The organism is Mesorhizobium sp. WSM4830 (assembly GCF_055811495.1).
The window spans coordinates 17,148-35,586 of the sequence record NZ_JBVVQI010000009.1; the positions used below are offsets into that span (position 1 = coordinate 17,148).

Below are 18,439 nucleotides of genomic sequence, written 5' to 3' on the forward strand. Positions count from 1 at the left end.
GGGCTGTATTTCGGGAGCAATTGCTGATGGCTAAAATCACCCGCGCCGCCTATGCGCAGATGTACGGCCCGACCGTCGGCGACAAGGTCCGGCTCGCAGACACCGAGCTGTTCATCGAAGTCGAAAAGGATCTCACCCTTTACGGCGAGGAGGTGAAATTCGGCGGCGGCAAGGTGATTCGCGACGGCATGGGCCAGAGCCAGGTTTCGCGCGCGCAAGGCGCGGTCGACACCGTCATCACCAATGCGCTGGTCGTCGATGCCACCGCCGGTATCGTCAAGGCGGATATCGGCCTCAGGGACGGCCGTATCGCCGCGATCGGCAAGGCCGGCAATCCGGATACTCAACGCGGCGTCACTATCATCATCGGCCCGGGCACCGAGATCATCGCCGGCGAGGGCAAGATCCTGACCGCCGGCGGCTTCGACGCGCATATCCACTTCATCTGCCCGCAGCAGATCGAGGAAGCGCTGATGTCGGGCATCACCACCATGCTCGGCGGCGGCACCGGCCCGGCGCACGGCACGCTGGCCACCACCTGCACGCCTGGGCCGTGGCATCTGGCGCGCATGATCCAGTCTTTCGATGCCTTTCCGATGAATATCGGCCTGTCGGGCAAGGGCAACGCGTCGCTGCCTGCCGCGCTCGAGGAGATGGTGCTCGCCGGCGCCTGCTCGCTGAAGCTGCACGAGGACTGGGGCACCACGCCGGCTGCAATCGACTGCTGCCTGTCGGTCGCCGACGATTACGACGTGCAGGTGATGATCCACACCGACACGCTGAACGAGTCCGGCTTCGTCGAAAACACGGTCGCGGCCATCAAGGGCCGCACCATCCATGCCTTCCACACCGAAGGCGCCGGCGGCGGCCACGCACCTGATATCATCAAGGTCTGCGGCCTGCCCAACGTCATTCCGTCCTCGACCAATCCGACCCGCCCCTACACGGTCAACACGCTGGCCGAACACCTCGACATGCTGATGGTCTGTCACCATCTGTCGCCGTCGATCCCCGAAGACATCGCCTTTGCCGAGAGCCGCATCCGCAAGGAAACCATCGCCGCGGAAGACATTCTGCACGACATCGGCGCCTTCTCGATCATCTCGTCGGACAGCCAGGCCATGGGCCGTGTCGGCGAAGTGGCGATCCGCTGCTGGCAGACCGCCGACAAGATGAAGCGCCAGCGCGGTTCGCTGCCGCAGGAGACCGGCGACAACGACAATTTCCGCGTCCGCCGCTACATCGCCAAATACACCATCAATCCGGCCATCGCGCATGGCCTGTCGAAGGACATCGGCTCGGTGGCGGTGGGAAAACGCGCCGATCTTGTATTGTGGAACCCGGCGTTCTTCGGCGTCAAGCCGGACATGGTGCTGATCGGCGGCATGATCGCCGCCGCCCCGATGGGCGATCCCAACGCCTCGATCCCGACTCCGCAGCCGATGCACTATCGGCCGATGTTCGGTGCCTACGGCAAGGCGATGACCAATTCGTCGGTGACCTTCGTTTCGAAGGCCGCGCTCGATTCCGGCCTGCGCGGCAGGCTCGGCGTCGACAAGCAGATGGTCGCGGTAGAGAACACCCGCGGCGGCATCGGCAAGCATTCGATGGTGCTCAACGACGCCACGCCGCATGTCGAGGTCGACCCCGAGACCTACGAGGTCCGCGCCGACGGCGAGTTGCTCACCTGCGAGCCGGCCACCGTGCTGCCAATGGCGCAACGCTACTTCCTGTTCTGAACCATCGGCGCTAGAACGACCGATGTAGAACATGCCGCGCCAGGCCTATGGACCAGCAACTCCCCTATGCCCACGACATTTTCCCGCATATCCGCATTGTCCTGGGCATGGTGATCGGCCTTGGCGTCACACGGCTGCTGTCGGGGCTTGCCCGCATCGTCCAGCATCCCGGCCAGTACCGGCTCTATCCCGTGCACCTCGCCTGGGTTGCGTCGGTGCTTCTGATGCTGGTGCATTTCTGGTGGTGGGAGTTCGGCCTGTTCCAGATCGAGAACTGGACCTTCGGCAAATACCTGTTCATCATCTTCTACGCCGTCACGCTGTTCCTGCTCTGCGCGTTGCTGTTTCCGGATTCGATGCTGGACTACACCAGCTATGAGGATTTCTTTTATTCGCGCCGGGCCTGGTTCTTCGGCCTGCTGGCGGCGACTTATCTGCTCGACGTGATCGACACACTGCTGAAAGGGCCGGCGCATTTCGCCCATTTCGGCGTCGAATATCTGATCCGCACGCCGGTTTTCGTCGCGCTTTGCGTCATTGCGATCCTGCTGCGCGACCGCCGCTTTCACATCGCCTTTGTCGCCGGCGCGCTCGTCTATCAGATATCGTTTATCCTGCGGCTCTTCGACACGATTGTTTGAGCGCCATTGGGGTGGCTGATCGGATAGTCTAGGCTTTTTGGGAGAGGCAGTTTTTACATGAAGCTCGATATCCGCACTGACTTCACCAAATTCCCGCGCGCCGTCTCCGTCCTGGCCGCAGGTGAAGCCGGAACCACCACGCCGTATGACAGCGCAGTGCTTGCCCATGACGAGCGGCATCTGCGCCGTCGCGCCATCGAAACGGCCCGTAGCGACAAGGTGCTGGTCGACCTGCCCGAACCGGTGACCTTGAACCATGGTGACCGGCTGGTGCTGGAGGATGGCCGTCACATCGAGATCATCGCGGCCGAGGAGCCGCTCTACGACGTCCGGGCCAGCGACCCTGTCCATCTGGCCGAGCTTGCCTGGCACATCGGCAACCGCCACCTCGCAGCCGCCATCGAAGCTGGGCGCATCCTCATCCTGCGCGACCATGTCATCAAGGCGATGCTGGAGGGATTGGGCGCCATTGTGAGCGACGTCTCCGAGCCGTTCAAGCCGGTGCGCGGCGCCTATTCCGGGCATGGCGGCCAAGGCCATGCTCATGCCGAGGCGCATGCGCACAGCCACGCCGAAGCGCATTCCCATAGCCACAGCGAAGCGCATTCCCACAGCCATTCGCACGACCATGATGACCATGACTGACCAGCCTTCCAACGTGGCCCAGCCTTCCAACGTTGCATTGTTGCGGCTGATGGCGTGGCTGTCGCCTTCCTTCCCGGTCGGCGGCTTTTCCTACAGCCATGGCCTGGAGCAAGCCGTGCATGCCGGGCTGGTTGCCGACAGCAAAGACCTCGCCGCATGGCTGGAGACGCTGGTCGAGATGGGTTCGGGCTGGAACGATGCGGTGCTGTTTGCCGAAAGCTGGCGCCGGGCACGCGAAGCCGACGACCTCGATGAAATCGTCGCCCTTGCCGAAGCTCTGGCAGGCTCGCGCGAGCGTCATACCGAGACGATGCTGCAGGGCGCCGCCTTCCTGAAAGCGGCCTCCGCCTGGCCGTGCCACGTGCTGGATCGCCTGCCGGCCGAATGTGCTTATTGCGTCGCCGTCGGTGCCGTCGCCGGCGGCCACGGCATTGCGCTGCGGGACGCCCTGGCGGCCTTTCTGCAGGCCTTCTTCTCCAATCTCGTCCAGGCTGCGATCCGGCTTGGCATCGTTGGCCAGAGTGCCGCGATGTCGCTACTGGCCGCCTTCGAATCGCTTGCCCTGGCTACGGCCGACCGCGCCGCCGGCTCGACAACAGACGACCTCGGCGGCTGCGCCTTCGTCTCGGATATCATGGCGATGAAGCACGAGACCCAGTATTCGCGGCTGTTCCGCTCATGATCGTCCTCGCTTTCGCGCTCTCGCTCGTCCTGCTGCTGATCACCGCACTGCATGTCTATTGGGGCATTGGCGGCATCTGGCCGGGCAGGGACGCTGCCTCCTGCGCCCGCGCCGTCATCGGCTTTCATGGCGTCGACGAGATGCCGGCACCCTTCGCCAGCTTCGCCGTCGCCGCATGTCTCGGCCTGGCGACACTGTGGCCGATGGCGCTCGAGGGCATCTTTGCCACGCCGTTTCCCAAGGCCGGGCTTGCCGCCACGTCACTGCTCATCGCACTGGTTTTCCTGGCGCGCGGCATTGCCGGCTTCACGCCCTGGTGGCGCCGGCTGACGCCCGAACAGCCTTTCTCGCGGCTCGATCTGCGTTACTATTCGCCGCTGTGCCTGCTGATCGGGCTTGGCTTCGCCATTCTTGCCTTCACGGAGTTCCCCGCATGATATCGCCCAACGGTCCACTTCGCATCGGCATTGGCGGTCCGGTCGGCTCGGGCAAGACGACGCTCACCGAAAAGCTCTGCAAGGCGCTGCGTGACGAGTTCTCGATCGCCGTCGTCACCAACGACATCTACACCAAAGAAGACGCCATGATGCTGGCCCGGCTGCAGGCACTGCCCGAGGATCGCATCGTCGGCGTCGAGACCGGCGGCTGCCCGCACACCGCCATCCGCGAGGACGCCTCGATCAATCTGCAGGCGATCGCCGAGATGACTAAGAAATTCCCGGATCTCGACATCGTCTTCATCGAATCGGGCGGCGACAATCTCGCCGCCACCTTCTCGCCGGACCTTGCCGACCTGACGCTCTATGTCATCTCGGTTTGCCAGGGCGAGGAGATCCCGCGCAAGGGCGGGCCGGCGATCACGCGGTCCGATTTCCTGGTCATCAACAAGAGCGACCTTGCGCCCTATGTGAACGTCAATCTCGACGTCATGGAACGCGACGCTGCCCGCATGCGCGGCAAGCGGCCGTTCGGCTTCACCGACCTGTCGCGCGGCAAGGGACTGCAGGAAGTGATCGATTTCATCGTCGAACAGGGCGGGCTGAGAGCCGGCACCGCCACCAGCACGGCGGCGTAAGGCGACAGCGCTCGCCTTGCACCAAACGAAATCGGTTGCGGGTGTTCCAGCCGCGCGGCATGCTCGCTCCATTCGCGGAGACATACGATGAGCATCACGCGCCTGCAGAAGGAAGTGCTGACCAACCTGCCGTTCTATGAGGAGCGCGTCGACCTCGCTTGCGCCTTCCGCTGGACGGCGCGGCTCAACATGCACGAGGCGGTGGCCAACCATTTCTCGCTGGCGGTCAACGACGATGGCTCGCAATTCCTGATGAACCCTAACCAGGTGCATTTTTCGCGCATCAAGGCGAGCGATCTGCTTCTGATCGACGCCGATGATCCCGACACGCTGGCCGGTCCGAATGCGCCAGATCCGACGGCGTGGGGCCTGCATGGCGCCATCCATCGCAATGTGCGCCATGCGCGCTGCGTCATGCATGTCCACTCGATCCACGCCACCGTGCTTGCCTCGCTCGCCGACTCGACGCTGCCGCCGATCGACCAGAACTCGGCGATCTTCTTCAACCGCCATGTCGTCGACGCTCATTATGGCGGGCTGGCCTTCGAGGAAGAGGGCGAGCGCTGCTCGCAGCTTCTTGTCGACCCGAAGGTCAAGGTGATGGTGATGGGCAACCATGGCGTGCTTGTCATCGGCGACAGCGTCGCCGACACCTTCAACCGCATGTTCTATTTCGAGCGCGCCGCCGAAACCTATATCAAGGCGCTGTGGACCGGCCGGCCGCTGCGGGTATTGTCGGATGAGATCGCCGAAAAGGCGGCAAGGGAACAGGAAGACTATCCCGGCCAGGCCGAACGCCACCTCTCCGAACTGAAGGCGATCCTCGACGAGCAGGAACCTGGCTACCGGAACTGAGCGCCCGTTAAAGCTTTAAAGTCCCAGTTCGGCCCGCAATTCGTCGGCGCTGTTGATGACAATCGCGCCCGGCGGCCCTTCCATGGGCGCCTCTGGCCAGAAGATCGTCTTCATTCCCGCCGCCAGCCCTGCCGTGGCGCCGGTCACGCTGTCGTCGACGGCCACGGCCTCGGCGGGATCGACGTCGGCCAGCCAGGCGGCGCGCAGGAAAGGTTCGGCGTGCGGCTTGCCTTCGCGCACGTCGTTGCGGCTGACCGTCTTCATGCCGGCATAGACGAGGCCGACGGCGCGCAGATTGGCATCGACGATCAGCTTGTCCGAGTTGGACACCACCGCTTGCGGCACGCCAAGCGCGCGCAGCTCGTTGAAAATCTCGATCGCGCCGCTGCGAGGCGTCAGCGTTTGCGCCATGGGCAGATAGTGATCGTATTTGCGCACGATCCAGTCGTCGAAAGGCAGGTCGAGGCCGAACTCGTCGCGCAGCATTTCGTAGACCGGCCATGCGGCAATGCCGAGCACCCGCTCATGCAGGTCGGCCGGCGGTGCGATGCCGACGCTGTGCAGTGCCGCAATCAGCGCCGCCTCGTGCAGCGGCTCGCTGTCGACCAGCGTGCCGTCCATATCCCAGAAAACCGCTCTCGGCGTCATGCAAGGCTCCATTCTCCAAAAATCCCCTTAAAGGGTTTAGCTCTGGAGATAAACCGCCGCATCTCCGCTAGAACCGAGATTGGTGCTACTCGACAGCCTTGCTGTTGCAGCGAGACTGGGTCGATCCCTTCACTTCGCTCGAAACGCAGAGTTCCAGACCTAGGCAATTGCTCTTGCAATAGGCAATTGCGCGCAAGTTCATTCCCTGCGAAACTATGGCACTCCGCCACTTATGCTCGGCGGGTTGGGAGGCACGAACTTGAATTCGCGGCAGGATAGCGGCGGCAACAGGCTGGACGACGCGGCGCGCGCCGGCTGGCTCTATTATGTCGCAGGCAACACCCAGGACCAGATCGCCGCTACGCTTGGCATCTCCCGGCAGACGGCGCAGCGGCTGGTGTCGCTCGCGGTCTCCGAAGGGCTGATCAAGGTGCGCGTCGACCATCCGATCGCCAATTGCCTCGACCTTGCGGCAAGGCTGAAATCGCGCTTTGCGCTTGATCTGGTCGAGGTGGTGCCGAGTGATCCCGCCTCCTCCTCCACCGTCATCGGCGTCGCCGAGGCAGCGGCGGCCGAGATCGAGCGGCGGCTGCGGTCGCCCACACCGATCGTCATGGCGATCGGCACCGGCCGCACGCTGAAGGCCGCGATCGAGCAGCTGCCGCCGATGGAATGCCCGCAGCACAAGGTGGTATCGCTGACCGGCAATATCTCGCCGGACGGCTCGGCCGCCTTCTACAACGTCATCTTCACCATGGCCGACAGGGTCAAGGCGCGCTCGTTTCCGATGCCTTTGCCGGTCATCGCCTCCTCGCCGGAGGAGCGCGAGATGCTGCTCAGCCAGCCGATGATCCAGCCGACGCTGGCGCTTGCGGCCGAGGCCGACGTCACTTTTGTCGGCATAGGCGATCTCGGCCCGAAGGCGCCGCTCTACGAGGACGGCTTCATTTCGGAGGGTGAATTGAAGGCGCTGCAGAAGGCCGGCGGTATCGCCGAGATCGTCGGCTGGGTATTCGATCGCGACGGCCGCATGATCGAGGGCATCACCAACGACCGGGTGTCGTCGGCGCCGCTGCCGTCGCGCGAAAAGTCGCTGGTGATCGCGCTTGCCATGGGCGACCGCAAGCTGCCGGGCATCTTCGCCGCCGTCAACCGGCGGCTGGTCAACGGCCTCATCACCGATGAGCGGACCGCCGCCGCCTTGCTGGCGGGTGCATGATCTCCGAGCCGCTGGCGGTCGGAAACGATCATGTGAAATTGAAACGCAGCTGAATCCCCGATAAAAAGAGCGACACTACTGGTGCCGGCCGCAAGGATCGTTGCCGTCGAGGAAGCCCATGTCGCGCTGCAGATGCGGCGGCAGTTCGCGGACGTCGAGGTAGGCGCGTTTGCGCGCCGTGTGTCTCGCCAATCCCCGCGCCAGCCGTGAAAACCAGCCATGGGCTGGAGCAAGAAGCAGCTTTTCCTGTATTGTGGTCATGATCGTCAGCCTTCACTATCTCTAGGCGTAATTGATCTTCAGCACGGAATATCGGTAGGACCGGCCGGTGCCGCCAATCAAACGTCGATCACTGCCCATAAGGAGGGCTTATGCCGGAGCTCAATTCACGACAGCTGGTTTCGCAGCTTCCTCCGCTTCAGGCGATCCGGGTGTTCGAGGCGGTGGCGCGGCATCTCTCCTTCACCAAGGCCGCCCAGGAGCTTGGCATGACGCAGGCGGCCGCAAGCTATCAGATCAAGCTTCTGGAGGAGCGCGTTGGCGCGCCCTTGTTCCTGCGCCAGCCAAAACAGATCGTGCTGACCGAACCCGGCCAGCGCCTGGCGCCCGCGGTCAGCGAGGCATTCGCGCTGTTGAGCGGCGCCTATGCCGCCGCGCGCACCGGCGCCGACGGCGTGCTTTGCGTTTCGACGCTGCTGACCTTTGCCTCCAATTGGCTGGCGCAGCATCTCGGTTCGTTCCAGGTCGCGCATCCGTCGCTGGCGGTGCGCGTCGATACTTCGAACAGGGTTGTCGATTTTGCCAGAGAGGATATCGACATCGCCATCCGCTCCGGTGGCGGCAACTGGCCGGGCGTCGAGACCCATATGCTTTTCAGGGCCGATTTCACGCCCGTTCTTAGTCCAAAGCTCGCGGCAAGCATCGGCGGCGTCAAGGAGCCGGCCGACCTGCTGCGGCTGCCGATCCTCGACCCGGGCGACATCTGGTGGCGGGACTGGTTTGCCGCCGCCGGCCTGCCGGTCGAGGAGCTGGCCAAGCGCCCCGGCACCAGCATGGGCGCACAGGCCTATGAGGCCAATGCCGCGATTGCCGGCCACGGCGTGGCGATCGTTACCAAGGCGCTGTTCAAGACCGAACTTGCCGACGGCCGCCTGATCCAGCCCTTTGATCTGGTTGGTGACGACGGCCATGCCTATTGGCTGGTCTATCCGACGGCGCGGCGCAACGTGCCGAAGATCCGCGCCTTCCGCGATTGGATCCTGAGCGAGATCGCTTGCCAATAGGCTGAATCCCAGCAAGCCCGATAGCAAAGCTCCGGGCCCAATCAGCCCGGTCGATCCTTCATCAGACATGCCGCAAACGTCCCAGGCTTGCCGCTGCACGATACCGGCGTGCTGCGCTGCAGCAACGAATCCGTCTTGACATAATTCAGCGCAAGTGAGTAATTGCTCACAGCCAAGGCAAATGCTCATCTTGGTTTATGGGAGGAATTTTGATGAAACTTCGCACGTTCACCCTAGGCCTGTTCTCGGCCAGCGCGCTTGCGTTCGCCGCGCATGCCGAATCCATCACCATCGCCACGGTCAACAATGGCGACATGGTCCGCATGCAGAAGCTGACCGACGACTTCACCTCGAAGAATCCCGACATCCAGCTGCAGTGGGTCACGCTCGAGGAAAACGTCCTGCGCGAGCGCGTCACCACCGACATCGCCACCAAGGGTGGGCAGTACGACGTGATGACCATCGGCACCTACGAAGTGCCGATCTGGGCCAAGCAGAACTGGCTTTTGCCGCTCGACAAGCTCGGCGACGATTACGACGTCAAGGACATCATTCCGGCCATAGCCGGCGGCCTGTCGGTCGACGGCAAGCTCTACGCAGCGCCGTTCTACGGCGAAAGCTCCTTCGTCATGTACCGCAAGGATCTGATGGACAAGGCCGGACTCAAGATGCCCGACGCACCGACCTGGGACTTCATCAAGCAGGCCGCCGACAAGATGACCGACCGCGCCAACGGCATGAACGGTGTCTGCCTGCGCGGCAAGGCCGGCTGGGGCGAGAACATGGCCTTCCTGACCGCCATGTCGAACTCCTTCGGCGCGCGCTGGTTCGACGAGAATTGGAAGCCGCAATTCGATCAGCCCGAATGGAAGAACACGCTGCAATTCTATGTCGACCTGATGAAGGCCGACGGCCCCGAGGGTGCGTCGTCCAACGGCTTCAACGAAAACCTGGCGTTATTCCAGCAGGGCAAATGCGGCATGTGGATCGACGCCACCGTCGCTGCCTCCTTCGTTTCCGACCCGAAGAACTCCACCGTCGCCGACAAGGTCGGCTATGCGCTGGCACCGGACAATGGCCTCGGCAAGCGCGGCAATTGGCTGTGGGCCTGGTCGCTGGCCATCCCCGCTGGCACCCAGAAGGCCGACGCCGCACAAAAGTTCGTGTCCTGGGCAACCAGCAAGCACTATGCCGAGCTCGTCGCCTCGAAGGAAGGCTGGGCCAACGTACCGCCGGGAACGCGCTCCTCGCTCTATGCCAATCCCGAGTACCAGAAGGCAGCGCCTTTCGCCAAGATGACGCTGGACTCGATCAACTCCGCCGATCCGACGCACCCGACCGTCAAGCCGGTGCCTTATGTCGGCGTCCAGTTCGTCGCCATTCCTGAGTTCCAGGGTCTCGGCACCACTGTCGGTCAGCTCTTCTCGGCGGCACTTGCCGGCCAGTCGAGCGTCGACGATGCCTTGAAGCAGGCGCAGGACGCGGCCACCGCGACGATGACCGAGGGCGGTTACATCAAGTAAGCTCCTCCCGGTGCCGGCCGCGTATCATGGCCGGCAACGGCCGCCCGAATCCCAGTTCGGGCGGCCAGCTTTACACCGCTGAAAAACTTGGCTGACCTCGAAGGGTGACCGTCATGGCTACTCAGCAGACCCGTTCGCTTGCCCGCTTCATGATGGCGCCATCCGTGGTGCTGCTGCTGGTTTGGATGATTGTGCCGCTGGCATTCACGCTGTGGTTCTCCTTCCAGCAGTACAATCCGCTCAATCCGATGCGCGACGGCTTCGTCGGCTTTTCGAACTACGCGCTGTTCTATTCCAACCCGGCATTCCTGCAGTCGATCCTCAACACGCTTACCATCGTGGTCAGTGTGCTCTTGATCACCGTCATCGGCGGCATCGCGCTGGCGCTGCTGATCGATCAGCCGATGTGGGGGCAGGGCATCGTCCGCATTCTCGTCATCTCGCCATTCTTCGTCATGCCGCCGGTGGCGGCACTCGTCTGGAAGAACATGATCATGCATCCGCAATACGGCGTCTTTGCCGACATTGCGCGCTTCTTCGGCGGGCAGCCGATCGACTGGTTCGGACAGCATCCACTCACGGCGGTCATCATCATCGTTGCCTGGCAATGGCTGCCGTTTGCGACGCTGATCCTTTTGACGTCGCTTCAGTCGCTCGACGGCGAGCAGAAGGAAGCCGCCGAGATGGACGGCGCCGGCTTTGTCAGCCGCTTCATCTATTTGACGCTGCCGCACATGTCGCGCGCCATCACCGTCGTCATCCTGATTCAGACGATCTTCCTGTTGTCGGTCTATGCCGAGATCCTCGTCACCACCAATGGCGGCCCGGGTTATGCCTCCACCAACCTGCCCTTCCTCGTCTACCAGAAGGCACTGCTGGAGTTCAAAATCGGCCAGGCGTCAGCCGGCGGTGTCATCGCCGTCATTCTTGCCAACATCGTTGCCTTCTTCGCCATGCGCGCCGTCGGCAAGAACCTGGACAAATAAGGGAGGAAATGATGGCCCGTGCAGTCACCACCCGGCACAAGACGATCGCGACCGCGGCCGCCTGGATTGTCGCTCTGCTGATCTTCTTCCCGATCCTCTACACGATCATCACCTCGTTCAAGTCGGAGCAGGAGGCCATCCAGGGCTTCAACCTAGTGCCGTCGGGGACAATGGAGAGCTATTCCGAAGTCCAGGCACAGAACGGCTATTTCAAGTTCTTCCTGAACTCGGTGTTCCTGTCGGTCGGCTCGACCATCCTGGCTTTGCTCGTCGCCATACCGGCGGCATGGTCGATGGCGTTTTCGCCAGGCAAATGGACCAAGGACATCCTGATGTGGATGCTTTCCACCAAGATGATGCCGGCGGTTGCCGTGCTGTTCCCGATCTATCTGATCTTCCGCGACACCGGACTGCTCGACAGTCGCATCGGCCTGATGATCATGCTGATGCTGATCAACCTGCCGATCGTGGTCTGGATGCTCTACACCTATTTCCGCGAGATCCCGGGCGAGATCCTGGAAGCGGCGCGCATGGACGGCGCGTCGCTCTGGAACGAGATCATCTATGTGCTGACGCCGATGGCGGTGCCAGGCATCGCCTCGACCATGCTGCTCAACATCATCCTGGCCTGGAACGAGGCGTTCTGGACGATCCGGCTGACCACCACCGAGGCAGCGCCGCTCACCGCCTTCATCAGCTCTTTCTCCAGCCCGCAGGGGCTGTTCTGGGCCAAGCTTTCGGCCGCCTCGACGCTGGCGATCGCGCCGATCCTGATCATGGGCTGGTTCAGCCAGAAGCAGCTGGTACGCGGCCTAACGTTCGGGGCGGTGAAGTAACGGAAACTGCCTGACAGAAAACGACGAAATAGCCCTTCGGGGGAGGAAAACATGGGAAACATCACGCTCAAGAACGTCTCCAAATCCTTCGGGGCGACGTCCATCATTCCCGGCCTCGACCTGGTCATCGAGAACGGCGAGTTCGTCGTCTTCGTCGGCCCGTCAGGCTGCGGCAAGTCAACGCTGCTGCGTCTGATCGCCGGCCTGGAGGACACCAGCGGCGGCACCATCAATATCGATGGCCGCGACGTCACCGGTGAGGCGCCGGCCAAGCGCAAGCTGGCCATGGTGTTCCAGTCCTACGCGCTCTACCCGCACATGACGGTGGCCAAGAACATCGCTTTCCCGTTGAAGATGGCGGGCGAGGACAAAGCCACCATCGACAAGAAGGTGAAGGACGCCGCGCGGATCCTGAACCTCACGAACTATCTCGATCGCCGTCCCGGCCAGCTCTCAGGCGGCCAGCGGCAGCGCGTCGCCATCGGCCGCGCCATTGTGCGCCAGCCATCGGCCTTCCTGTTCGACGAGCCTTTGTCCAATCTCGATGCGGCGCTGCGCGGCACCATGCGGCTGGAGATCAGCGAGCTGCACCACCAACTCAAGACAACCATGGTCTACGTCACCCACGACCAGATCGAGGCGATGACCATGGCCGACAAGATCGTGGTGCTCAATGCCGGCAATATCGAGCAGGTCGGCTCGCCGATGGAGCTCTACAAGACGCCCAAGAACCTGTTCGTCGCCGGTTTTATCGGTTCGCCGAAGATGAACCTGATTGAAGGCGCGCCGGCCGCCAAATATGGCGCCAGGACAGTCGGCATCCGTCCGGAACATATGAACATTTCGAAGACGTCAGGCGACTGGAAGGCGACGGTCGGCGTTGCCGAGCATCTCGGCTCCGACACGTTCCTGCACGTCCAGGCGGATGGTGTCGGGCAGCTGACGGTACGCGCCGACGGCGAATTGCCCGTCCATCACGGCGACACGATCTACCTGACGCCGGACAAGACCAAGCTGCATCGTTTCGGCGCCGACGGCAAGGCGATGCTGCAATGAGGCTCGGAGGTAAATCGGCGCTGATTACCGGATCGGCGCGCGGCATCGGCAGGGCATTTGCCGAAGCCTATATGCGCGAAGGGGCGACGGTTGCGATTGGCGACATCAATCTCGAAGCCGCCGAGAAGACGGCTTCGGAAATCGGCCGCAATGCCTACGCGGTGAAGCTGGACGTCACTGATCTCGCGTCTATCGATGCGGCCGTCAAGGCGGTCGAAGCCAGGGCCGGCGGCCTCGATATCTTGATCAACAACGCTGCCCTGTTCGACCTGGCGCCGATCGTCGAGATCAGCAAGACAAGCTACGACAAATTGTTCTCGGTCAACGTCGCCGGCACGCTGTTTACGCTGCAGGCCGCCGCCCGTTCGATGATTGCCCGCGGCAAGGGCGGCAAGATCATCAATATGGCAAGCCAGGCCGGGCGCCGCGGCGAGGCGCTGGTCGCCGTCTACTGCGCCACCAAGGCGGCGGTCATCTCGCTCACCCAGTCGGCAGGGCTCGACCTGATCAAGCACCGCATCAACGTCAATGCCATCGCCCCGGGTGTCGTCGACGGCGAGCATTGGGACCATGTCGATGCCTTGTTCGCCAAGTTCGAGAACCGGCCGAAGGGCGAAAAAAAGAGACTGGTCGGCGAAGCCGTGCCTTATGGCCGCATGGGCACGGCGCAAGACCTCACCGGCATGGCGGTGTTCCTGGCCAGCGACGAGGCCGAATATATCGTTGCCCAGACCTATAATGTCGATGGCGGCCAGTGGATGAGTTGAGGGGGCGAAGGCGCTCTTCTCCCCGTCTCCTCCACGGGGGGAAGAGCCGTCCCGCTAAAGGGTAAAAACAGATGACCGTGAAACTCTCTTCTTCCAACCTCACCAAGCTGCCGCCCAAGGTCGCCGGCCCGAAATACGATCGCGCCGCGCTCAAGGCCGGCATCGTGCATTTCGGCGTCGGCAATTTCCATCGCTCGCACCAGGCCGTCTATCTCGACGACCTGTTCAATTCCGGCGTCGGCCACGACTGGGCCATTGTCGGCGCCGGCGTCTTCGAGGGCGAGAAGGTCGGCCGCGGCAAGCTGCAGGAGCAGGACTGGCTGACCACCGTGGTCGAGCAGGACAGCGGCCATATGAGTGCGCGCGTCACCGGCGTCATGATCGATTTCCTAATGCCTGGCGACGCGATCGCAATCGTCGAGCGGCTAGCCGATCCGGCGATCAAGATCGTTTCCCTGACCATCACCGAGGGCGGCTATTTCATCGATCCGGCTTCCGGCGTCTTCAATCCGACACACCCCGACATCGTTGCCGACGCTGAGCCGGGGGCGACGCCGAAGACCGTCTTCGGCCTTATCCTCGCCGGGCTGCTGCGCCGCCGTGCCGATGGTATCGTGCCCTTCACAATCATGTCCTGCGACAACATCCCCCATAACGGCCACGTCACCTCGGATGGCGTCATCGGCCTTGCGCGGCTGATCGACGAGGATCTGGCAAACTGGGTGAGCGAAAAAGTTGCCTTTCCCAATGGCATGGTCGACCGCATCACGCCGGCCACCACCGACCGCGAGCGCCGCATTCTCTCCGGCGAATTCGGCCTCGACGACAATTGGCCGGTGTTTTGCGAACCGTTCAAGCAATGGGTGCTGGAGGACCGTTTCACCGACGGCCGCCCGCCGCTGGAAAAGGTCGGCGTGCAGTTCGTCAGCGATGTCGCGCCCTATGAGCTGATGAAGATCCGCATCCTCAATGGCGGCCACGCGACCATCGCCTATCCGGCCGGGCTGATGGACATCCATTTCGTCCATGAGGCAATGCAGGAGCCGCTGGTACGCGGCTTCCTCGACAAGCTCGAGCATGACGAAATCATCCCGACCGTGCCGCCGGTTCCGGACACCGACCTCGAAGATTACTACCAGCTCATCGAGCACCGATTCTCCAACCCGAAGATCGGCGACACCATACGGCGGCTTTGCCTCGACGGCTCCAACCGCCAGCCGAAATTCATCATTCCGACCATCGCCGACCGGCTGAAGGCTGGCAAAAGCGTCACCGGCCTGGCGCTGGAGTCTGCGCTCTGGTGTCGCTACTGCTTCGGCACGACGGATTCCGGTGCCGTCACCGAGCCCAACGACCCGAACTGGGGCCGGTTGCAGGCGACGGCCAAGGCGGCCAGGGACATGCCTGCCGCCTGGCTTGCCATGGAAGACATCTATGGCGATGTCGGCCCCTCGCGGCCGTTCGCCGAAGCGTTCGGCCATGCGCTCAAATCGCTGTGGGCGGACGGCGCGCGCGCGACACTGACGCGCTATCTCGCCGGCGACCTCTGAAGCCGATCCAGCGCGATGACGCCTGAACTGGTCATTTTCGACTGTGACGGCGTGCTGGTGGACAGTGAGATGCTGTCCGTCTCGGCATTGCTGGAGATGATCGCGCTTGCCGGCGGCAACGTCAGCGAGGACATTGCCTACGAGCGCTTCCTCGGCAAGAGCATGAAGAGCGTCCGCGAAATCCTCGCAAGCGACTTCGGGCTCGATCTCACCGACCAGCATCTGACCGAGATGCGCTCCGAACTGATGCGCAAGTTCCGCGAGCAGCTGAAACCGATGCCAGGCATCGCACAGGTCCTGCCGAAGCTCGGCGTGCCGTGCTGCGTCGCCTCCTCCGGCACGCTGGAGCGGATCCGCTATGCGCTCAAGGTTACGGGGTTGCTTGGGCTGCTGGAGCCGCATTTGTTCAGCGCTGCCATGGTGGCGCGGGGCAAACCGGCGCCCGATCTCTTTCTCCATGCAGCCGATACAATGAGAGCGGCCCCGCGAAACTGCCTCGTCGTCGAGGACAGCCCGGCCGGCATCGAAGCGGCGCGGGCGGCCGGCATGCGCGTCCTTGCCTTCACCGGCGGCTCGCACACCGGCAACCCGGCATTGAAAGCGCGGCTTGCGTCGAGTGAGCCGGACTTTATATTCGCTGACATGCTGCAATTGCCCGATCTGATTGCAGGCCTGGGAGCGAGAGCAAGAACACCTTGACCAACAGTTTCGTTTGCGCGGTCGATGTCGGCACCGGAAGCGCCCGTGCCGGCATTCTCGACACCGGTGGCGCCTTGCTCGGCCGCGCCGAGCACCCGATCGCCATGCAACAGCCGAAGGCCGACCATGCCGAGCACGATTCGCAGGACATATGGTCGGCGGTGTGCATGGCCGTCCGTGCTGCCCGCGAAAAGGCGCGCGTGAAGGCCGAGGATATCGTCGGCATCTCCTTTGACGCCACCTGCTCTCTGGTGGTGCGGGACCGGCATGGCGGCCAGCTCAGCGTGTCCGTCACTGGCGAAAGGCGCTGGGACACCATCGTCTGGCTCGACCATCGCGCCATTGCCGAGGCCGACGAATGCACCGAAAGCGGCCATGCCGTGCTCGACTATATCGGCGGCGTCATGTCGCCGGAAATGGAGACGCCGAAGCTGATGTGGCTGAAGCGCAACCTGCCTGGAACATGGAACGAAGCCGGCTATCTATTCGACCTCACCGACTTCCTGAGCTGGAAGGCAACCGGCTCGCTCGCCCGTTCGCAATGCACGCTGACAGCCAAATGGACCTATCTGGCCCATGAAGCGACCGGCTGGCGGCGCGACTTCTTCGAAGCGGTCGGGCTCGGCGACCTTTTCGAGCACGGCAATCTGCCGGAAAAGGCAAGCCCGGTCGGCGCGGATATCGGTCCGCTCGGCGCGCAAGCCGCGGCGGAGCTTGGCCTGACCGAAAAATGCCGGGTCGGCGCCGGCGTCATCGATGCCTATGCCGGCGCGCTTGGCGTGCTCGGCGGCTTCGCCGGCGACGCGAAGGACATCGGCCGCCATCTGGCCCTGATCGCCGGCACGTCGAGTTGCGTCATGGCGATGTCGCCCGATCCGCAGCCTTTCGCCGGCGTTTGGGGTCCCTACTATGGCGCCGCCCTTCCCGGCCTGTGGCTGTCGGAAGGCGGCCAATCGGCGACCGGCGCGCTGCTCGATCACATCATCCGCTGGCATGGCGCCGGCGGCGAGTCGGATGCCGCCATGCATGCCAGGATCGCACGCCGCGTCGCCGAGCTGCGCGCCGCCGAGGGTGGCAACCTCGCCGCCAGGCTTCACGTACTGCCCGATTTCCACGGCAACCGCTCGCCGCTCGCCGACCCGCATGCCGTCGGCGTCATCAGCGGGCTGACGCTGGATGCCTCCTTCGACAGCCTGTGCAAGCTCTACTGGCGCACCGCCGTCAGCATCGCGCTTGGCGTCCGCCACGTGCTGGAAGCGCTGAACGAAAACGGCTATCTGATCGACACGCTGCACGTTACCGGCGGCCACACCAAGAACCCGCTATTGATGGAGCTCTATGCCGACGCCACCGGCTGCACGGTGGTCGAGCCGCTGGCGGACGAGGCGGTGCTGCTCGGCACCGGCATGATTGCCGCCACCGCTGCCCGGCTTTTTCCCGATTTGAACGCTGCCTGCGTCGGGATGCAGCAAGGCGGCAAGACACGAGAGCCCAATCCGGCTGCTGCCGGCCGGTTCGACCGCGACTATCGCGTGTTTCTCGAGATGCATCGGCAAAGGCAGGCGCTGGACACGATCCGATAGGGCCGAACGGCCTCGAGGCAGCTATCTCTGGTTCCAGCGCCGGACTACCGGTTCGTCAAAATCGTGCTCGTAGCCGAGCACGCTTATGCTGGCGGTGTCCAGCACGAAAAGCGCGCCGCCTTGCGGCGGCAGGCCGAGCCAGCGTGCGGCCAGCACCCGCAGGAAATGCGAGCTTGAGAAGACCAGGACGTTGCTGCCGGCCTCGCGCAACTCGCTGACGATCCCGTCCGCCCTCGAGCCGACATCCGCGGCCGACTCGCCACGCGGGCAGCCGTCGCGAAATAGCCGCCAGCCGGGACGCTCGGCGAGGATTTGCTTGGTGGTCAATCCCTCATAGGCACCATAATCCCACTCCGCCAGATCGTCCTTCTTCACGCCTGACGCGCCGAAGCCGGCCAGCGCACAGGTGTTGAAGGCGCGCTGCGACGGGCTCGACCACACCGCCGAGAAGGATAGACCCTTTAGCCGCTCAGGGATCCGCCTCGCAGCGTCCTCGCCGGCCGGCGTCAGCGGTATGTCGGTCCGGCCGGTATGTTTTCCGGACGCGCTCCATTCCGTCTCGCCATGCCGAACCAGATAGATTTCGGGAAACGCGCTCATCAGGGTGCCTTTTCAAATGAATCCGCCGTGACCATAGCGGCTTCCATAGGCT

20 protein-coding genes are annotated in these 18,439 nt (G+C 63.4%); 17 read left to right on the plus strand and 3 right to left on the minus strand.

The features are described 5' to 3' along the window. The first annotated feature begins 26 nt into the window (after positions 1 to 26). The 7 genes from ureC to AC0L2Y_RS13710 all read left to right on the plus strand — a co-directional run bounded on the left by ureC (position 27) and on the right by AC0L2Y_RS13710 (position 5,637). A complete protein-coding gene (ureC, locus tag AC0L2Y_RS13680) occupies positions 27 to 1,739 on the plus strand; it encodes an urease subunit alpha (protein WP_473556851.1) in 1,713 nt (570 codons plus the stop codon). Between the two features lie 47 nt (positions 1,740 to 1,786). Further along, positions 1,787 to 2,380: a hypothetical protein gene (locus tag AC0L2Y_RS13685; RefSeq protein ID WP_473556854.1), complete on the plus strand. Its 594-nt coding sequence runs from the start codon at positions 1,787 to 1,789 to the stop codon at positions 2,378 to 2,380. A 57-nt stretch (positions 2,381 to 2,437) separates the two neighbouring features. Then, positions 2,438 to 3,025 carry an urease accessory protein UreE gene (gene ureE / locus AC0L2Y_RS13690; RefSeq protein WP_473556856.1) on the plus strand — a complete coding sequence of 196 codons (588 nt, stop codon included), beginning with the start codon at positions 2,438 to 2,440 and terminating at the stop codon, positions 3,023 to 3,025. Further along, positions 3,018 to 3,707 (plus strand): urease accessory protein UreF, encoded by a 690-nt coding sequence (locus AC0L2Y_RS13695; protein WP_473556858.1) that lies wholly within the window; start codon positions 3,018 to 3,020, stop codon positions 3,705 to 3,707. The genes ureE and AC0L2Y_RS13695 overlap by 8 nt, the downstream gene beginning before the upstream one ends. Beyond that, positions 3,704 to 4,144, plus strand: coding sequence for a DUF3995 domain-containing protein (locus AC0L2Y_RS13700; protein WP_473556861.1), 441 nt, complete (start codon positions 3,704 to 3,706; stop codon positions 4,142 to 4,144). The genes AC0L2Y_RS13695 and AC0L2Y_RS13700 overlap by 4 nt, the downstream gene beginning before the upstream one ends. Then, the gene (ureG, locus tag AC0L2Y_RS13705) at positions 4,141 to 4,782 is read left to right on the plus strand and encodes an urease accessory protein UreG (protein ID WP_473556862.1); all 642 of its coding nucleotides are present in this window, start codon (positions 4,141 to 4,143) and stop codon (positions 4,780 to 4,782) included. Before AC0L2Y_RS13700 ends, ureG begins: the two co-directional genes overlap by 4 nt. 87 nt (positions 4,783 to 4,869) lie before the next feature. Beyond that, on the plus strand, positions 4,870 to 5,637 hold the full coding sequence (locus AC0L2Y_RS13710; protein ID WP_473556864.1) for a class II aldolase and adducin N-terminal domain-containing protein: 768 nt from the start codon (positions 4,870 to 4,872) through the stop codon (positions 5,635 to 5,637). Between the two features lie 15 nt (positions 5,638 to 5,652). Here the strand turns inward: AC0L2Y_RS13710 and AC0L2Y_RS13715 are convergent, their stop codons facing one another. Beyond that, positions 5,653 to 6,285, minus strand: a complete 633-nt coding sequence (locus AC0L2Y_RS13715) for an HAD family hydrolase (protein ID WP_473556866.1) — start codon at positions 6,283 to 6,285, stop codon at positions 5,653 to 5,655. Positions 6,286 to 6,544: 259 nt separating this feature from the next. Here AC0L2Y_RS13715 and AC0L2Y_RS13720 point away from each other — a divergent pair, with 259 nt between their 5' ends. Beyond that, entirely contained in the window at positions 6,545 to 7,504 is a 960-nt protein-coding gene (locus tag AC0L2Y_RS13720; RefSeq protein WP_473556867.1) for a sugar-binding transcriptional regulator, read from the plus strand. Between the two features lie 75 nt (positions 7,505 to 7,579). Here the strand turns inward: AC0L2Y_RS13720 and AC0L2Y_RS13725 are convergent, their stop codons facing one another. Continuing rightward, positions 7,580 to 7,765, minus strand: a complete 186-nt coding sequence (locus tag AC0L2Y_RS13725) for a hypothetical protein (RefSeq protein ID WP_352567510.1) — start codon at positions 7,763 to 7,765, stop codon at positions 7,580 to 7,582. Between the two features lie 110 nt (positions 7,766 to 7,875). On the opposite strand from AC0L2Y_RS13725, the gene gcvA reads away from it, so the two are divergent. The 9 genes from gcvA (at position 7,876) to AC0L2Y_RS13770 (ending at position 17,787) form a co-directional block, all read left to right on the plus strand. Next, positions 7,876 to 8,787 (plus strand): transcriptional regulator GcvA, encoded by a 912-nt coding sequence (gene gcvA / locus AC0L2Y_RS13730; RefSeq protein WP_473556871.1) that lies wholly within the window; start codon positions 7,876 to 7,878, stop codon positions 8,785 to 8,787. Between the two features lie 212 nt (positions 8,788 to 8,999). Further along, entirely contained in the window at positions 9,000 to 10,310 is a 1,311-nt protein-coding gene (locus tag AC0L2Y_RS13735) for an ABC transporter substrate-binding protein (RefSeq protein WP_473556873.1), read from the plus strand. 113 nt (positions 10,311 to 10,423) lie between these two features. Beyond that, positions 10,424 to 11,296, plus strand: coding sequence for a carbohydrate ABC transporter permease (locus AC0L2Y_RS13740; RefSeq protein WP_352567507.1), 873 nt, complete (start codon positions 10,424 to 10,426; stop codon positions 11,294 to 11,296). A gap of 11 nt (positions 11,297 to 11,307) precedes the next feature. Next, entirely contained in the window at positions 11,308 to 12,132 is an 825-nt protein-coding gene (locus AC0L2Y_RS13745) for a carbohydrate ABC transporter permease (RefSeq protein ID WP_352567506.1), read from the plus strand. A gap of 51 nt (positions 12,133 to 12,183) precedes the next feature. After that, positions 12,184 to 13,188 (plus strand): ABC transporter ATP-binding protein, encoded by a 1,005-nt coding sequence (locus AC0L2Y_RS13750; RefSeq protein ID WP_352567505.1) that lies wholly within the window; start codon positions 12,184 to 12,186, stop codon positions 13,186 to 13,188. Next, a complete protein-coding gene (locus AC0L2Y_RS13755) occupies positions 13,185 to 13,955 on the plus strand; it encodes an L-iditol 2-dehydrogenase (RefSeq protein ID WP_352567504.1) in 771 nt (256 codons plus the stop codon). Before AC0L2Y_RS13750 ends, AC0L2Y_RS13755 begins: the two co-directional genes overlap by 4 nt. A gap of 71 nt (positions 13,956 to 14,026) precedes the next feature. Then, positions 14,027 to 15,505 carry a mannitol dehydrogenase family protein gene (locus AC0L2Y_RS13760; protein ID WP_473556876.1) on the plus strand — a complete coding sequence of 493 codons (1,479 nt, stop codon included), beginning with the start codon at positions 14,027 to 14,029 and terminating at the stop codon, positions 15,503 to 15,505. Positions 15,506 to 15,520: 15 nt separating this feature from the next. Further along, positions 15,521 to 16,204: an HAD family hydrolase gene (locus AC0L2Y_RS13765; RefSeq protein WP_473556879.1), complete on the plus strand. Its 684-nt coding sequence runs from the start codon at positions 15,521 to 15,523 to the stop codon at positions 16,202 to 16,204. Next, positions 16,201 to 17,787 carry an FGGY-family carbohydrate kinase gene (locus AC0L2Y_RS13770; protein WP_473556881.1) on the plus strand — a complete coding sequence of 529 codons (1,587 nt, stop codon included), beginning with the start codon at positions 16,201 to 16,203 and terminating at the stop codon, positions 17,785 to 17,787. The genes AC0L2Y_RS13765 and AC0L2Y_RS13770 overlap by 4 nt, the downstream gene beginning before the upstream one ends. A gap of 21 nt (positions 17,788 to 17,808) precedes the next feature. Here the strand turns inward: AC0L2Y_RS13770 and AC0L2Y_RS13775 are convergent, their stop codons facing one another. Beyond that, positions 17,809 to 18,390: a histidine phosphatase family protein gene (locus tag AC0L2Y_RS13775; RefSeq protein ID WP_473557199.1), complete on the minus strand. Its 582-nt coding sequence runs from the start codon at positions 18,388 to 18,390 to the stop codon at positions 17,809 to 17,811. Between the last annotated feature and the right edge of the window lie 49 nt (positions 18,391 to 18,439).

Excerpts from the sequence above, each read along its gene's own strand:
- ureC (WP_473556851.1), top strand. The coding sequence starts at position 27 with ATGGCTAAAATCACCCGCGCCGCCTATGCGCAGATGTACGGCCCGACC.
- AC0L2Y_RS13685 (WP_473556854.1), top strand. The coding sequence starts at position 1,787 with ATGGACCAGCAACTCCCCTATGCCCACGACATTTTCCCGCATATCCGC.
- ureE (WP_473556856.1), top strand. The coding sequence starts at position 2,438 with ATGAAGCTCGATATCCGCACTGACTTCACCAAATTCCCGCGCGCCGTC.
- AC0L2Y_RS13695 (WP_473556858.1), top strand. The coding sequence starts at position 3,018 with ATGACTGACCAGCCTTCCAACGTGGCCCAGCCTTCCAACGTTGCATTG.
- AC0L2Y_RS13700 (WP_473556861.1), top strand. The coding sequence starts at position 3,704 with ATGATCGTCCTCGCTTTCGCGCTCTCGCTCGTCCTGCTGCTGATCACC.
- ureG (WP_473556862.1), top strand. The coding sequence starts at position 4,141 with ATGATATCGCCCAACGGTCCACTTCGCATCGGCATTGGCGGTCCGGTC.
- AC0L2Y_RS13710 (WP_473556864.1), top strand. The coding sequence starts at position 4,870 with ATGAGCATCACGCGCCTGCAGAAGGAAGTGCTGACCAACCTGCCGTTC.
- AC0L2Y_RS13715 (WP_473556866.1), bottom strand. The coding sequence starts at position 6,285 with ATGACGCCGAGAGCGGTTTTCTGGGATATGGACGGCACGCTGGTCGAC.
- AC0L2Y_RS13725 (WP_352567510.1), bottom strand. The coding sequence starts at position 7,765 with ATGACCACAATACAGGAAAAGCTGCTTCTTGCTCCAGCCCATGGCTGG.
- gcvA (WP_473556871.1), top strand. The coding sequence starts at position 7,876 with ATGCCGGAGCTCAATTCACGACAGCTGGTTTCGCAGCTTCCTCCGCTT.
- AC0L2Y_RS13735 (WP_473556873.1), top strand. The coding sequence starts at position 9,000 with ATGAAACTTCGCACGTTCACCCTAGGCCTGTTCTCGGCCAGCGCGCTT.
- AC0L2Y_RS13740 (WP_352567507.1), top strand. The coding sequence starts at position 10,424 with ATGGCTACTCAGCAGACCCGTTCGCTTGCCCGCTTCATGATGGCGCCA.
- AC0L2Y_RS13745 (WP_352567506.1), top strand. The coding sequence starts at position 11,308 with ATGGCCCGTGCAGTCACCACCCGGCACAAGACGATCGCGACCGCGGCC.
- AC0L2Y_RS13750 (WP_352567505.1), top strand. The coding sequence starts at position 12,184 with ATGGGAAACATCACGCTCAAGAACGTCTCCAAATCCTTCGGGGCGACG.
- AC0L2Y_RS13755 (WP_352567504.1), top strand. The coding sequence starts at position 13,185 with ATGAGGCTCGGAGGTAAATCGGCGCTGATTACCGGATCGGCGCGCGGC.
- AC0L2Y_RS13760 (WP_473556876.1), top strand. The coding sequence starts at position 14,027 with ATGACCGTGAAACTCTCTTCTTCCAACCTCACCAAGCTGCCGCCCAAG.
- AC0L2Y_RS13765 (WP_473556879.1), top strand. The coding sequence starts at position 15,521 with ATGACGCCTGAACTGGTCATTTTCGACTGTGACGGCGTGCTGGTGGAC.